Origin of the sequence: Rhizobium sp. Root149 (assembly GCF_001427345.1) — a bacterium.
Lineage (GTDB): Bacteria > Pseudomonadota > Alphaproteobacteria > Rhizobiales > Rhizobiaceae > Neorhizobium > Neorhizobium rhizoryzae.
This window is the reverse complement of the sequence record NZ_LMGD01000004.1, coordinates 1-13,982: the sequence shown is the minus strand read 5'-3', so window position 1 is coordinate 13,982 and position 13,982 is coordinate 1. Positions and strand designations below refer to the sequence as shown.

The window sequence follows — 13,982 nt, the reverse complement described above, 5'->3', positions numbered from 1 at the left end:
ACCCCTCAAGCGCTGGCCGCGCCGGTGGATTTGAAGACGATCCGGACCATCAGGCCCGGCGCGTTGTCGGCAAGCTCGATGCGGGCGTCGTGCAGGTCACAGATCGCCTTCACCATGCTCAGCCCGAGGCCTGAGCCTACCGTCGTCCGGCTCTTCTCCAGGCGGTAGAAGCGCTCCAGGACACGCGCGCGTTCCGCCTGCGGTATTCCGGGCCCGTCGTCTGTCACCTCGAGCGCCACGCCTTCCGGACGACGCGACAGGCGGATGCAGGCCCGGCTCCCCGCGGGGGTGTGGCGCACGGCGTTCGCAAGCAGGTTCGCCAGCATCTGCCGGACGAGGTCCGGGTCTCCGCGAATTTCGAGCTTCTCCTCCGGAAGATCCAAGTCCAGCGCGTGGCCCTCCTCGGATGCGATCACCTCGTAGGTCTCGTACATGTCGCGCACGAGGTCTGCGAGGTCCACCTGGGCAAAGCGGGCCGTCCTGCTTCCGGATTCGATCTGGGCGATGCGCAGCAGCGCGTCGAAGGTGGCGGCGAGCGCCGACAGTTCCTGAAGCGCCCCGCCGACCGCTTCCTTCACGTCGTCCAGGCTCTCGAGCTGGAGGGCGTCGTCAAGGGCCAGGAAGGCCCTGCCGACCGGGGTCTTCAAGTCGTGCGCGATGTCCGTCGTCACCTGCTTCAGCGAAGCGACGCTCGCCTCCAGCCTGGCGAGCGCGACGTTGACCTCGCTCGACAGGACGTCGATCTCGTCCATGCGCGGAGACACCGGAAGGCGCCTGGAGAGTTCGCCGTGGCCGATGGCGTGAGCGGTCTGCGAAAGCTCGAAGATCCGGGAGCGGGCGCGGTATCGAAGGACCGCAGCGCCTGCGAGCGCTAGGGCGAACACGATGGCCGTCGTCCAGCCGAAACTGACGAGGACAATACTCGCCAGTTGTTCGGTGTCCCCCTCGCTGATCCCGACGGCCAGCTCGTTGCCGCCCAGCCGTCCGCGGAAGATCTTGTACCCGGCGGTGCCGTCCTCGCGCGCTCCCGTGGGAAGATCGAAGAAGCCGTCCGGACCCCGCGGTAGGTCGGCGTTTCCGGCGACGACGCCGCCCGCGGCGTCGCGCAGAGTATAGATCGTCTCCTGGCCCGAGATCGCCGGACCGTGGCTTTCGATCATGCCGACGGCTCCGGGAAGACCGCGTGCGCGGAAGGCGCTCTCGATCTCCCGGTAGCGCTCCATTACGGCCGCATCCAGACGTTCGTCGAGGTAGGCGAGCACCATCTGGTAGGCGATCACGTTCGCCCCGAGATAGGAGACGACGAAGAGGGAGCTGTAGATGATCGCGAGGCGGACCGCAGTGCTCTTGAAAAAGCTACCGCCGGGCATGGAGCGTGTATCCGGTGTTGCGGACGGTGTGGAGGAGCGGGAATTCGAACGGCTTGTCGATCTTGGTCCTGAGCCTGCTGATATGGGTCTCGACCACGGAGCTCTGGGGATCGAAATTGAAGTTCCAGATCCGTTCGAGAAGCATCGTCTTGGTGAGCACCCTGCCCTCGTTGCGCATGAACAGCTCGAGCAGCAGGAACTCTCGTGGGAGCAGTTCGATCGGAGTGCCGCCACGTTCCGCCGTTCGCCGCACCAGGTCGATCTCGAGGTCGCCGACGCGCAGCCGGGTCTTCTCGGCGGCGATCGGCGGCCGCCGCACGAGCGCGTTGATCCGCGCCGTCAGCTCCGAGAACGCGAACGGCTTCACTAGATAGTCGTCGCCCCCCGCCTCCAGGCCTTCGACCCGATCGTCAACGCCGCTCATCGCGGTCAGGAACAGGACAGGAGTCCGCACCGAGGCCGACCGCAGCGTCCTCACGACCGTCAGGCCGTCCAGCCCGGGCACCATGCGGTCTACGATCATCACGTCGTAGACTCCGTCGAGAGCGGCGGCAAGCCCGTCCCTCCCGTCCTGCAGCCAGTCGACGACGTGGCCGGCGGAAGCCAGGCCCTTGACGATGTAGTCGCCGGTTTTCCGATCGTCTTCGAGGAGAAGGATTTTCATCTGTGCCCACCACTGAAATTCGGCTTGCGTGCTCGCGTGCTCTTCGCGAGAAACCCAACATTCCGACATTGTTGCGGCGAAAGGTGAAACCATGCTTGCGCTTGAGCGGCAGGATACGGCGGATCCTTGCATCACGGATTCTCCAGCAGCGGACTTCAAGCTTACAAATTTGTAAACTGCGGGAAAAGCCCCTGTCAGATGACCTCCATAACATCCTCCTGCTGCAATTCGCAGCGTTCTTGTGAGGAAGCAACCAATGAAGGCAATAATCGCCATTGCATTCGTCGTCGCATCGGGCGCGACGTCCGCCGCCTATGCCACAGGGCCACTGGCCGACAGTGCCGGCAAGGTTGGTCGTATCGTCCAGGGTCACGGCAAGGCCGGAGAGACCGCTCTCGCATCTTCCGACCCGTCCGTGACGTTCGAGACCCTAGCGAATGGCCTCGTCCGACGCACGAATACGAAGTACGGCACGGTCACCTACTTGGATCCGGCTGCGGAAGCGGCTCGTCTGCGAAATCAGCGATAACGCAGTAGTCAAAGCGACGCATGAAGAAAATCGAGCTTGCCGCCCTCGTCTACCAATTCACCAACCTCCTTCTCCAGACGGCGTGGGCTGAGCATGAGCGGGTTGTGCGGACGACGGAGGAAAGGTTCTCCCGTTCGCGGTCGTCACGACGGGTGCCGGGCTAAAAACATGAAGATGCCGCCCGATGTTCTTGGATGCAAAGTGCGGACCTCCGTGTCGTACCGTGGCGGCGACGCCACACAAATAACGCGAATTGATGATCAAAGCTTGCTTCAATTGACAAGTTTGAAGGCAGTGGTGATCTTCGAGGACATGAGTGGGATGTATCGAATCACATCTATGGCGACGGCTGTCTTGTTGAGACTGGTGATGGTTCTGTCACTGGCCGGCTACAGCTTTTCCGCCGTGAATGCCGCGATGCATCCGGCTGAGCCGCCCTCCGTCTCGCAAGTGGAAGAAGACCACTCCTCGCACCACGGCGGCGATCACGTCGCCGAGGCGAAGGTGGATCATCACGGCGACCAGCATGACCATGCAGGTACGGAGAAGTCCAAGAACTCCTGCTGCAAGGACTACTGCGGGGTCGCCGCCCTCACGTGCTCCGGCTCCCTCTTGAACCATCCGCGCGTGGTGTCCCCCACCGAGCTTGCTGATGACAAGGACACGGTCGGCGAAGCACCGAGCCCTCATCGGCCGCCTAACATCTGAGAATCGACACCCGCCAGAGCGGGTCTTGCTGTGCTTCTGCGCCGTGACGCGCGTGGGCGCAAACGCGATCATATTTTCGGATTCTCACCATGAAACGTCTGTTCCTGGTGGTTGCCCTGCCGCTCCTTGCGAGCGGATGCGCATCCACGCTGCCTGAAGTCGTCGCCTCGAACGACAACCCCGACGCCGTGTCCAGCGTCTCGCCGGTCCGCTACCGGAGCCCCATAGGCGGCTACACGCACCGCATGCCCGTCGACCCCAAGCCCTGGCGCAGTCTGAACGACGCCCAGGCGCCGAAGAAGGGGTGAACTCGATGACGCTACGCAACATCAAGCTCGTCTCGGCACTCGCGCTCCCCCTGGTCGCCGCCGGCTGCGTGACGACCGACTATTCCGCCGTCGACTCCGGCTTTGCGAACGCTTCCCTGAAGAGCGGAGAGGCCACGGGCAAGCAGACGGTCTGGATCCAGAACCAGAAGCAGGCTCAGGCGGTCCGCGACAGGGTGAAGGCGCTGATGGCGAAGAAGACCATCGACGTCGAGACGGCGGTCCAGGTCGCCCTCCTCAACAACAGGAGCCTGCAGGCCTCCTACGCCGACCTGGGCGACAGCGCCGCCGACGCGTGGCAGACGCAGCTCTCGGTGTTTCCGAGGTTCTCGGTCGGCCTCTCCGGCATCGCCACGCCGGGCCTCGAGGCCTACCGGGTGCTGGAGGGCGCGATCGCCACGAACATCCTGGCCCTCGCCACCTACGACAAGAACATCAGGATCGCCGACAACCGCTTCCGCCAGGCGCAGCTCAAGGCCGCGATCGCGACAGTGTCGCTTGCGGCGGAGACGCGCCGCGCATGGATCAACGCCGTGGCGGCCTGGGAGAACGTAGCCTACCTGAACCAGGCGAAGAACGCGGCCGACGCCGCCTCGGAGCTCGCCAAGAAGATCGGCGAGGCGGGATCGCTACCGAAGATCGGGCAGGCCCGCGAGCACGTCTTCTATGCCGAGCTCACCGGAGAGACCGCCAAGGCCCGTCTTGAAGCCAAGCTCGCCAAGGAGGAGCTGATCCGGCTGATGGGACTTGCGGGGTCGGACGTCGACTTCCAGATCCCGAACCGCCTGCCGAACCTGCCGAAGACGCTGATCCGGCGGGACGACATCGAGGCCGAGGCGATCCACAAGCGGATGGACCTTCAGGTGGCCCGTCTCGAGCTCCAGGCGGCGGCGAAAGCCTATGACTTGACGAACGCGACGCGCATCGTCACGGACATCGAGCTCGTCGGCACCTGGGAGAAGGAACGCGAGCGGGAGGACGGCAGGATCGTTTCCGACATCTCGAGGACCGGCGCACTCGAGTTCACAATCCCGATATTCGACTCTGGCCAGGCGCGTCTGCGCAAGGGCGAACTGGCATACATGAGGTCGGCGAACCAGTTAGCGGCCCTCGCCGTCAACGTCAGGTCCGAGGCCCGGTCGGCCTATGTCTCGTACAAGTCGAACTATGATATCGCGCGGCACTACCGGAACAACGTGCTTCCGCTGCGCAGCGCGATCGAACAGCAGTCAATGCTCAACTACAATGGCATGATCACCAGCACCTTCGAACTTATCGCGGACAGCCGCGAGAAAATCGATTCCACCATTCTCGCCGTCAACGCCAAGCGCGACTTCTGGCTTGCCGAGGCGAACCTCGCTCCCGTCGTCTACGGCGGTAGCGTGGGTTCGGGCTCAGCTGCGGCCGAAACGGAAGTCGCGTCGGCCGAAGCAGCCCCGGCCGGCGGCCACTAAGGAGAAGCAGACAATGTTCAGCAGAAGACAGTTGCTCGGAGCCGGTGCGGCGGGCGCCGCCCTCGTCTCCTCCCAGTCTTGGAGCCAGACCTCGAACATCGGACTGCCGGAAGCGGCGGTCATGGATACAGCGGCCACGCAGAAGCCCGTCAGGCCGTCGGTCGGACCCGACTACAACCCTGTTGTCACCCTCAACGGCTGGACGCTGCCGTTCCGGATGAACAACGGTGTGAAGGAGTTTCACCTGGTGGCCGAACCCGTTGAGCGGGAGATGGCGGAAGGAATGACGGCCTATCTGTGGGGCTATAACGGTCAGTCGCCGGGGCCGACGATCGAAGCGGTAGAAGGCGACCGAGTGCGAATCTTCGTCACCAACAAGCTTCCGGAACACACGACCGTCCACTGGCACGGCATGATCCTGCCGTCTGGCATGGATGGCGTTGGCGGCCTCTCACAGCCGCACATCCCGGTCGGCAAGACCTTCGTCTACGAGTTCGATCTCGTGAAGTCCGGCACCTTCATGTATCACCCGCACTCCGACGAGATGGTGCAGATGGCGATGGGCATGATGGGCTTCTTCGTAGTCCACCCCAAGGACCCGACCTTCATGCCGGTCGACCGCGACTTCGTCTTCCTCCTTAGCGCCTACGACATCGATCCGGGCTCCTACGTCCCGCGGGTCATGGAGATGACCGACTTCAACTTGTGGACCTGGAACAGCCGCGTCTTCCCCGGCATCGATCCGCTGGTGGTGTCGAAGAACGACAGGGTCCGGGTGCGCGTCGGCAACCTGACGATGACCAACCATCCGATCCACATGCACGGCTACGACTTCGAAGTGACCTGCACGGACGGCGGGTGGGTCCGGCCGGAGGCGCGCTGGCCCGAGGTGTCGATCGACATCCCGGTCGGCGCGATGCGGGCATACGAGTTCGACGCGAAGTACGTCGGCGACTGGGCCATCCACTGCCACAAGTCACACCACACGATGAACGCGATGGGCCACGAGATCCCGACGTTCATCGGTGTCGACAAGAAGGAAGTCGCGAAAAAGATCCGACAGTTCCGCCCAGAATACATGCCGATGGGAACCGCAGGCATGGCCGATATGGGCGAGATGTCGATGGAGATCCCGGAGAACACCGTTCCCATGATGACCGGCTGGGGCCCTCACGGCCCCATCGAGATGGGCGGCATGTTCTCCGTGGTGAAGGTCCGCGAGGGCATCTCGGCGGGCGACTACACCGATCCGGGTTGGTATGAGAATCCCCCCGGCACGCAGGCCTGGGAGTGGACAGGATCCTTGCCTGACACTCCCAAGGCAAAGGATGCAAAAACCCAGATTGTCCCAAAGCATCCGAATCACGGCTGACAATTTCTCTAATGAAGACGAAGGAAACCACATGAAGAAAACAATGATCGGCCTGCTGCTGGCAAGCGCACTCGCGACTCCCGCCCTCGCTTCTGGCAACCACGCCGGCGGCCACGGCGAGGCCATGGCAGTCGGCGAACCAGGTGACAAGGCCAAGGTGACGCAGACCATCCGAGTCTCCATGAAGGAGACCCCGGACGGGAAGATGGTCTTCACGCCGAACAACTTCAAAGTCCGCAAGGGCCAGACCGTCCGCTTCACGATCAAGAATGAAGGCGAGCTCGACCACGAATTCGTCCTCGACCAGGAAGACAAGGTCATGGAGCACAAGGCCGTGATGGAGAAGTTCCCGGACATGGAGCACGACGACCCGAACGCGATCCGGCTGAAGCCCGGCAAGTCCGGCGAGATCGTCTGGAAGTTCACTAACGACGGCGTCTTCAAGATCGCCTGCCTCGTGCCCGGTCATTACGACGCCGGAATGCATGGCGACGTCGCAGTCGCCAAGTAACATGAACGCAGAAGGAGTTTAACGATGACCACATTCGCAAAAATCGCGCTTGCAGCGGCGCTCTCGCTCGTATCCGCAGCGGGAGCCTTCGCCCAGGAGTTCACCAACGGAACCGTCAAGAAGGTTGACCCGAAGACCAAGAAGGTGACGCTGATCCACGAAGAGCTGAAGGGTCTCGAAATGCCGGCCATGACCATGGTGTTCGAGGTCAAGGACGACGCGGTGCTGGCCAAGCTCAAGGAAGGCGCGAAGGTGCAATTCGTCGCCGAGCGCGTGAACGGCAAGCTGACCGTCACCCAGGTGAAGTGATCCAGGCGGCCGCTGGAAGGACCTCCTTCCAGCGGCGACAAACAGGGATGCACAGGTTCGATGAGCGAAGTGCTTAGGGTCGCGAATTCAACGATCGGACGTCTGGTCTCACTTCGGTTGGTGGTGTTCACCATCCTGCTGGGCGACCTCGTCTTCCAGGAGCCCGCAGAAGTGCAGCTCTCGAGCGTCCTGGCCGCTTTGGGATACGTCTTGACCGGCATCGCATTCCTGTTGCTCGGCGACATGCGAAGCGGAAGCCGACAGCCTGCCATTCATCTCACCGTGGTCGACGCGGCCGTCACGCTGCTCGTTCTCTACTCGCACCTATTGAGCGGCCCGATCGCAGAGAGCCACGGGATGACGACAACGAGCCTCGTCGTGGCGTTTATCCTACTCAACAACGTCGGCTTGGCGAACGACAGCCGACTTGTGGTCGTCTTCTCCTCGATCGTCTTTATCGGCTGGATCTCGATGCTGGTCGCCATGGCGCTACGCCACCAGATCTCCGGCGCCGATTCCTTCGTTTCCTCGTTTTTCAACCGAGATCTCGGCCTGGCGCTATGCTTCGTCCTAGCCTCCGCGGTGCTGTTCGCCATCGCGAGAAACCGCGACGCCGCCGTCCTGAAGGCAATTCGTTCCGACGCGCGCAGAAAAAACCTTTCGCGTTTCTTCTCTCCTACGATTCTCGACGATCTACAGGAAGCCGGTCCGGGACAGGTTCTTCAGAGACGTAAGGCTGCGGTCATGTTCGTGGACCTCAGAAATTTTACGACCTTCGCCGAAGACGCCGACGTCGAAGAGCTGACATGCGTGCTCTCGAACTACCGAAGTCTCGTCTCGGAAGTCGTCTTGCGTCACGGAGGCACCGTGGACAAGTATATCGGCGACGGCGTGATGGCCCTCTTCGGCCACCCGGCCTGTCACCACGACGACGCGGATCGTGCGTTGGAATGTGCGCTTGACCTGGTGGATGCGTTGGCGGACTGGACGGGACACTGCCTCTCGCAGGGCGGCAGCTCGTTGAGAGCAGGCATCGGACTGCATTATGGCGTCGTGGCGGCGGGCGTGTTGGAAGGTGGATGCCACAGCGAGTACACCGCCATCGGGGACACCGTGAATGTCGCGCAGCGGCTCGAAGCCTACACCAAGTCCGTGGGAAGCCCGCTCGCCATTTCCAGAGACCTCGCCGCCAACCTCACCCGAACGTCATCTCCGGCTTCGTGGATCGACAACCCGTCTGTACGTCTGCCCGGTCGCCGCATGCCGCTCGACGTGTTGGTTCTTCGGACCGGCGAGGACGATTTCGAAGGAGGTCGGCCGACGGCGGGCGACGACATGGTCTCGAGATCGCATAGTGTCTAGAGAAGTCCGAGCGCGCCACCAAAGGAGCAGCCGATGAAACGCAGAGAATTCATGCTGATCGCGGCAACCGCGATTTTGTCCTCACGGTCGGCTTCGGCCAGTCAGGCGAAATTGACCGTGCACAAGGATCCATACTGCGGGTGCTGCGCGGCTTGGGCGTCCGCATTCGAGGATGCTGGCTTTCTCGTCGAACTGCGCGACGAGAACGACATGGCCGCCCTAAAGGCGAAGCTGAAAGTGCCTTCCGAGCTACTTGGATGCCACACCGCGACGGTGGGGGGCTACTATCTCGAGGGTCACGTGCCGCTTGGGGCGGCACTACGGCTTCTTAGGGAGAGACCCCCGATCGCCGGGCTCGCGGTGGCCGGAATGCCGAAGGGATCTCTCGGAATGGGGACGGACCCCGCCGCTTCCTACGACGTCATGGCAGTACCCAGGACCCAAGCTGCACCCTCCCTTTACGAGGCGGTACGTCCCAGGTGACGGTAGCGGTCAGATCCCAAACGACGACAGGATCGGACACGGTCCGGTCCTGTCGGTGGCGCATTCCCGGACCAGCCTCTCGAGAAAGGTTCGGGAGGAGAGGCAACTCTGTGCTTCTCGTCCCCTGCCAACGGTTATAGGTCAGCCCGGTGATCCTTGTGGCCGTGATCGCCATGTCGATGAAACAGGTGCATCAGTGGGCAGGCCAGCAGGATCAGGTAGGGGGCGTAGCCCAGAACGTGCCCCCAGTGCTCACGAAGGATATAGAAGACCAGGATGAGGGCCAGGGATGCGCCCATCAGCAGGAGCGTGCGGTTGACTGTCATATCTTCATGCTCCTCAACCTGAGAGAATTCGCTATAACACTAACCGAGGACAGTGCCATCGCCGCCGCCGCGATGATCGGTGAGAGCAACAGACCGAAGACGGGATAGAGGACGCCCGCCGCAACCGGCACGCCTGCAGCATTGTAGATGAAGGCGAAGAAGAGGTTCTGCCGGATGTTGCTCATCGTTGCGCGGCTCATCTGCCGTGCCCGGACAATACCCTGCAGGTCCCCCTTCAGGAGGGTCACGCCCGCGCTTTCGATGGCTACGTCGGTTCCCGTTCCCATAGCCACGCCGACATCGGCTGCCGCAAGCGCGGGAGCATCATTCACACCGTCGCCCGCCATGGCGACGATCCGGCCCTCGCTGCGTAGGCGAGAGACGATCTTGCTTTTGTCCTCGGGGAGGACTTCCGCCTCCACCTCAGTAATCCCGAGGCGGCGCGCGACGGCATACGCGGTCGTCTTGTTGTCGCCCGTTAGCATCACGACCCGGATACCGTCTTCTACGAGCGTCTTCACCGCATCCGGTGTCGTCGCCTTGATGGGATCGGCGATAGCAAATAGACCTGCCAGCGTGCCATCCATGGCCGTGAATATGACGGTAGCGCCTTCGTTGCGCAGCTCTTCCGCCTTCGCGGTCATGACGCTGACGTCGACACCCTTCTCCTCCATGATGCGGTGGCTGCCGAGGATCAGTCGCTTCCCTTCGACCATGCCCGTCACGCCCTTGCCCACAGGACTATCAAAGTCGGTAGGATCTCCCAAAGCGATGCCACGGTTGTTGGCGGCATTGACGATTGCCAGTGCCAGCGGATGTTCGCTTGAACGCTCGACTGTGGCCGCGAGCCGCAGCAATTCGGATTCTGATAGCCGTGCGACCGCGGCGATCGCTGTCACCTCGGGTCGCCCCTCCGTCAAAGTGCCTGTCTTGTCGACGACAAGCGTATCGACCTTCTCAAAGCGCTCCAGGGCCTCGGCGTTCTTGATCAACACGCCAAGACTTGCTCCGCGACCGACGCCGACCATGATCGACATTGGTGTTGCCAGTCCCAGGGCACATGGGCAGGCAATGATAAGAACGGCAACGGCCGCCACTAGAGCGTGTGCGAAGCGAGGCTCCGGCCCATAGATCATCCAGACAGCGAACGCGACGAGTGCCACTCCGATGACGACCGGAACGAACCAGCCCGAGACTTCATCGGCGAGGCGCTGGATGGGGGCGCGCGAGCGTTGGGCCTCTGCGACCATGTGGACGATCCGCGAGAGCATGGTGTCGCTCCCAACCTTGCCAGCCTCCATGACGAAACTACCGGTCTGGTTCATGGTCCCGCCGATAAGCTTCGACCCGACATCCTTGGTGACGGGCATCGATTCCCCCGTAATCATGGATTCGTCGACGGAGCTTCGGCCCTCGAGTAGCAAGCCGTCAACCGGCACCTTCTCTCCCGGCCGAACGCGCAGGCGGTCGCCAACAGCCACGGCTTCGAGACCGACATCTTCATCTATACCATCGGCGCGCACGCGCCGTGCGGTCTTCGGTGCAAGGTCGAGAAGTGCACGGATGGCACCGCCCGTCTGTTCGCGCGCCCTTAGCTCCAGAACCTGACCAAGCAGGACCAGGACCGTGATGACGGCAGCAGCCTCGAAATAGACGGCGACCGAACCGCCCTCTGCGCGGAACGTTCCCGGAAATAGTCCCGGCGCAACGGTCGCGACAACGCTGTAAATCCAGGCGGCACCTGTTCCCATCGCAATCAGCGTGAACATGTTCAGATGACGCGTCACCAAGGATTTCCAGCCGCGTTCGAAGAAGGGCCAGCCCGACCAAAGGACAACAGGTGTCGCCAGCACCAACTGCAGCCAGTTCGAAGTCTGTGGACCCAATAGCATGTGCAGGTTTGTCAGATGGCCGCCCATCTCCAGCGCGAGCACCGGGATGCTGAGAACCAAGCCAATCCAGAACCGTCTGGTCATGTCCGCCAGTTCTGGACTTGGACCCGTTTCCAGCGTCGCCACTTCCGGTTCCAGCGCCATTCCGCAGATGGGGCAATTGCCGGGCTCCGTTTGGCGGATTTGGGGATGCATGGGGCAGGTGTAGACCTGGGCGTTGACCATGCCCGGACCGCTAGGCTTAGACGAAGCTGCTACTGGACTAGTCGAATGCTCGTGATTGTGGTGGTGATGCGGATGATTTGCGTTGTTCATCTCGCCCTCCCTCAGCCCTGCTGGCCATAGTCGACGAATGTCATCATGCCCGTCGCCATATGATAGAGGTGATGGCAATGTAACGGCCAACGGCCCGGATTATCTGCGTCGAAGTCGATCGATACCCGCGCCATGGGCGGCAGCATCACAGTGTCCCGCATAGCGCCGGAAATGATCTTGCCGTTAATTTCCGTGACCTGGAAATGATGACCATGCAGATGCATGGGATGGGCCATCATCGACATGTTGTGCATGGAAATCCGAATCCGCTGTCCGCTGCTGACTTCGATCGGGCCGTCGGTATCGATGGACCACCGATAGGTAGCCATGTCGCCGCCCAGCATCAGAGCAAACTGACGATCGACAGGGCGGCGTGCCAGAGGTGTGATACCTTGAAGGCTTTGCTCCAGCGAAAGGTCGAGAACCGGGCCCTTGGCTGCCGCAGTGGCCCCAAGCTTTTGCACCCTTGCAGAGGACGTAGCAAGGATAACCCCAGTGCGCTCAAGGGCCCCTTCCCGCAGAGCCAGTATAGGAAATGCCCCTTCGGCAGGCGGCAAGGCGAGACGGATATCGGCTCGCTGACCCATCGACAAAGGAAACTGTCGGCCACGGACCGGGACGACGTCAATCCCATCGACAGCGATCAGCTCACCCTCGAGTTTGCCCGTATCGATCGTGAAGGCGGTTGCCGTGGCGCCATTGATGATGCGAAGCCTGATGCGGCCGCCCCGTTCTGCCTTGACTATCTCGGGGTCATCGAGCGTCCGGTCATTGGCGAGGTAGGCGTCATATTCGATGTCGTTCAGGTCCATGCCCATCATCATATGAGGCGCGGTTGAAGTTTCCGCCGAGCCCATCTGATGGCCACCATGCATGTTCATCATGGAGGACATGTCTCCTTGTCCGGAGGGCATGGTATGACCGCCACCGCTCTGAAGGTCGGAAAGTAGCTCCTCGGGAGACTTGAAGGAGAAATCATGCAGGAGCACGATGACCTCTTGCTCGTCGCGGGCGAGGTCCGCAGCCGTTCGTACTATCAGCGGTGCCGCGAGCAGGCTCTGCTCCTGCAGAGTGTGGGCATGCATCCAATGGGTGCCCCCTCTCGGCAAAGAGAACTTGTAGGCCCGGCTCCCCTTCGACGGAAGCAGCGCAGCCGGATTACCTGGCACCCCGTCCATATCCCAGGGTGGTGTGAGCCCGTGCCAGTGGATGAGCGTCTCCTCGTCGCTCTCGTTGCGAAGAAGAAAGTCGAAGTCCGAGGGCGCGTTGAGGACCAGCCCGGCGTTTCCTGCCTTGTCGGTCAGGCCGAAGACTGAGGCAGCCTTGCCGTTGACGTCCAGTATTCGTTTACCGATCACAAGCTCGTTCGTGTGTGTTCCAGCGGCTGCCCAAGCCTGGCCGAATGGGGACAGGGCCACGGAACCCAAGGCGAGCGTTTTCAGAAAGTCTCTGCGATACATGATGTTTCTCTCGATCCGGTCGTTATGACGACCATGCTGTTGACTGAAAAAATGCGGATTAGGCGCGTTTGTCAGGCAGCAGATCGAGGGGGATGACGTCCGGGGGCCGGAATCTGCCCGTGTAGGGGTGAGGATGGGGGGATATAGACCGGCGCACGCTCGACTATTTCAAGTGTTTGCAGCATCGTCGACAACGACGGGACACACAAGGTGCAGGCGCGCTGACAGCAGGTGTCGACCAAGGGATTGTCACCAGTCGAACCGACTGTCTGGACGTGATTTTCGCGGTCGGAATGGACGACTTGAGTCTGGCAGTGCTGTCGACCGGCATGCGACTGGGTAAGCGCGAACAGGAACACCATCGCCAAGGCGGCAACGGTGAGCATGACCCATTTCAATAGCCTGACAGTACCGCTCATCATCCTCTCTCCGTCGCCTACTCCACAATAGGAGCTTCAGGCGCCTTGCGGATTGATTTCCATCAACCGCAAGTCAACGTGCACCTTCCTATTGTGCCAAGGTCAAGTGCTCACGCTGCCTACAAGGCCAAGCTGTTCGCTAGTCACGACCTCTCCCACGTCACGGGCGAAGTACAGGCGGCTTAGACAAAGGGAAGCGGTCGATCATCCGTATGGCGAAAGCTTTTGTGCCTAGAGAAGAAGCGAATGTCCGCACTAGAGGCGTAAGGCGTCGTTACGCCTGAACCGAAATACGCTCGAGCAGCATACTTAGCCAGCGTCTTCGCCTTGAAGGGTATCGAACCTACGGCGCGTCCATAAGACATAGCTTAGTCAATTACTTAGCTGCTCTGAGCGGCTTACGCATAACTATGGAACTTAACTTAAGGTTAATTCGCTGTTGATCGCGAACGGACTCTAATGTACCCGAAGGTAAACGCGCA

General features: G+C 61.6%; 15 protein-coding genes. 9 read left to right on the top strand and 6 right to left on the bottom strand.

The window, feature by feature from the left end; translation table 11 throughout:
- Nucleotides 1–5: 5 nt before the first annotated feature.
- Both ASD54_RS04785 and ASD54_RS04780 read right to left on the bottom strand, forming a co-directional pair.
- On the bottom strand, nucleotides 6–1,370 hold the full coding sequence (locus ASD54_RS04785) for an ATP-binding protein (protein ID WP_062553489.1): 1,365 nt from the start codon (nucleotides 1,368–1,370) through the stop codon (nucleotides 6–8).
- Nucleotides 1,357–2,034, bottom strand: a complete 678-nt coding sequence (locus ASD54_RS04780) for a winged helix-turn-helix domain-containing protein (RefSeq protein WP_062553616.1) — start codon at nucleotides 2,032–2,034, stop codon at nucleotides 1,357–1,359. The genes ASD54_RS04785 and ASD54_RS04780 overlap by 14 nt, the downstream gene beginning before the upstream one ends.
- 256 nt (nucleotides 2,035–2,290) lie before the next feature.
- On the opposite strand from ASD54_RS04780, the gene ASD54_RS04775 reads away from it, so the two are divergent.
- From ASD54_RS04775 to ASD54_RS04735, 9 genes are all read left to right on the top strand, one after another.
- Nucleotides 2,291–2,563: a hypothetical protein gene (locus ASD54_RS04775; RefSeq protein WP_062553488.1), complete on the top strand. Its 273-nt coding sequence runs from the start codon at nucleotides 2,291–2,293 to the stop codon at nucleotides 2,561–2,563.
- Between the two features lie 321 nt (nucleotides 2,564–2,884).
- Entirely contained in the window at nucleotides 2,885–3,271 is a 387-nt protein-coding gene (locus ASD54_RS04770) for a hypothetical protein (protein WP_156379075.1), read from the top strand.
- A gap of 89 nt (nucleotides 3,272–3,360) precedes the next feature.
- On the top strand, nucleotides 3,361–3,579 hold the full coding sequence (locus tag ASD54_RS04765) for a hypothetical protein (RefSeq protein WP_062553486.1): 219 nt from the start codon (nucleotides 3,361–3,363) through the stop codon (nucleotides 3,577–3,579).
- Nucleotides 3,580–3,584: 5 nt separating this feature from the next.
- On the top strand, nucleotides 3,585–5,051 hold the full coding sequence (locus ASD54_RS04760; RefSeq protein ID WP_062553615.1) for a TolC family protein: 1,467 nt from the start codon (nucleotides 3,585–3,587) through the stop codon (nucleotides 5,049–5,051).
- Between the two features lie 13 nt (nucleotides 5,052–5,064).
- On the top strand, nucleotides 5,065–6,423 hold the full coding sequence (locus ASD54_RS04755; protein WP_062553485.1) for a copper oxidase: 1,359 nt from the start codon (nucleotides 5,065–5,067) through the stop codon (nucleotides 6,421–6,423).
- A 31-nt stretch (nucleotides 6,424–6,454) separates the two neighbouring features.
- Nucleotides 6,455–6,934, top strand: a complete 480-nt coding sequence (locus tag ASD54_RS04750) for a plastocyanin/azurin family copper-binding protein (protein WP_062553484.1) — start codon at nucleotides 6,455–6,457, stop codon at nucleotides 6,932–6,934.
- Nucleotides 6,935–6,958: 24 nt separating this feature from the next.
- Nucleotides 6,959–7,243, top strand: coding sequence for a copper-binding protein (locus ASD54_RS04745; RefSeq protein ID WP_062553483.1), 285 nt, complete (start codon nucleotides 6,959–6,961; stop codon nucleotides 7,241–7,243).
- A gap of 60 nt (nucleotides 7,244–7,303) precedes the next feature.
- Nucleotides 7,304–8,605, top strand: a complete 1,302-nt coding sequence (locus ASD54_RS04740; RefSeq protein ID WP_062553482.1) for an adenylate/guanylate cyclase domain-containing protein — start codon at nucleotides 7,304–7,306, stop codon at nucleotides 8,603–8,605.
- A gap of 33 nt (nucleotides 8,606–8,638) precedes the next feature.
- Complete coding sequence (locus ASD54_RS04735; protein ID WP_062553481.1) at nucleotides 8,639–9,088, top strand: DUF411 domain-containing protein; 450 nt, start codon at nucleotides 8,639–8,641, stop codon at nucleotides 9,086–9,088.
- 134 nt (nucleotides 9,089–9,222) lie between these two features.
- Here the strand turns inward: ASD54_RS04735 and ASD54_RS04730 are convergent, their stop codons facing one another.
- The 4 genes from ASD54_RS04730 to ASD54_RS26450 all read right to left on the bottom strand — a co-directional run bounded on the left by ASD54_RS04730 (nucleotide 9,223) and on the right by ASD54_RS26450 (nucleotide 13,500).
- Nucleotides 9,223–9,414 carry a DUF2933 domain-containing protein gene (locus ASD54_RS04730; protein ID WP_062553480.1) on the bottom strand — a complete coding sequence of 64 codons (192 nt, stop codon included), beginning with the start codon at nucleotides 9,412–9,414 and terminating at the stop codon, nucleotides 9,223–9,225.
- Nucleotides 9,411–11,531, bottom strand: a complete 2,121-nt coding sequence (locus tag ASD54_RS04725; RefSeq protein WP_244484685.1) for a copper-translocating P-type ATPase — start codon at nucleotides 11,529–11,531, stop codon at nucleotides 9,411–9,413. The genes ASD54_RS04730 and ASD54_RS04725 overlap by 4 nt, the downstream gene beginning before the upstream one ends.
- A gap of 101 nt (nucleotides 11,532–11,632) precedes the next feature.
- A complete protein-coding gene (locus tag ASD54_RS04720; RefSeq protein WP_062553479.1) occupies nucleotides 11,633–13,081 on the bottom strand; it encodes a multicopper oxidase domain-containing protein in 1,449 nt (482 codons plus the stop codon).
- A 71-nt stretch (nucleotides 13,082–13,152) separates the two neighbouring features.
- Complete coding sequence (locus ASD54_RS26450; protein WP_156379074.1) at nucleotides 13,153–13,500, bottom strand: hypothetical protein; 348 nt, start codon at nucleotides 13,498–13,500, stop codon at nucleotides 13,153–13,155.
- Nucleotides 13,501–13,982: the final 482 nt, after the last annotated feature.